The following is a 323-nucleotide window of genomic DNA, read 5'->3' on the forward strand; positions in this document are numbered from 1 at the left end:
AATGTAGATGATTATACCTTTGTCTGGACAGGTGATTTGGTGATACCAGCTGATGGTGGTTTACCAATCTCAACTACATTTAGTGCAGTCGTAACAGATAAAGCAACAGGTTGCACCAGTGAAACAGAGGTAGTAATTACCATTAATCCAGATCCTGCATTGCAAGCTACTTCAGCAATATATTGTGCCGATGAAGCTACTGAATTCGATATCAATATCTTTAATAATGATATCCTTACTTCCGGCAATGTAGCTGATTATACTTTTGTTTGGACAGGCGCATTGGCCATTCCAGTCGATGGTGGAACTCCAGAGGAAACCAC

The 323-nt window shown here is 40.6% G+C and carries 1 protein-coding gene; it reads left to right on the plus strand.

Going from position 1 to position 323, the window contains the following annotated elements; translation table 11 throughout:
• Window positions 1–323: hypothetical protein (locus OM075_RS25965; RefSeq protein ID WP_301193434.1), on the plus strand; the 323-nt coding region annotated here is incomplete at both ends.

Source organism: Plebeiibacterium sediminum, from assembly GCF_026013605.1.
GTDB classification, from domain to species: domain Bacteria; phylum Bacteroidota; class Bacteroidia; order Bacteroidales; family Marinilabiliaceae; genus Saccharicrinis; species Saccharicrinis sediminus.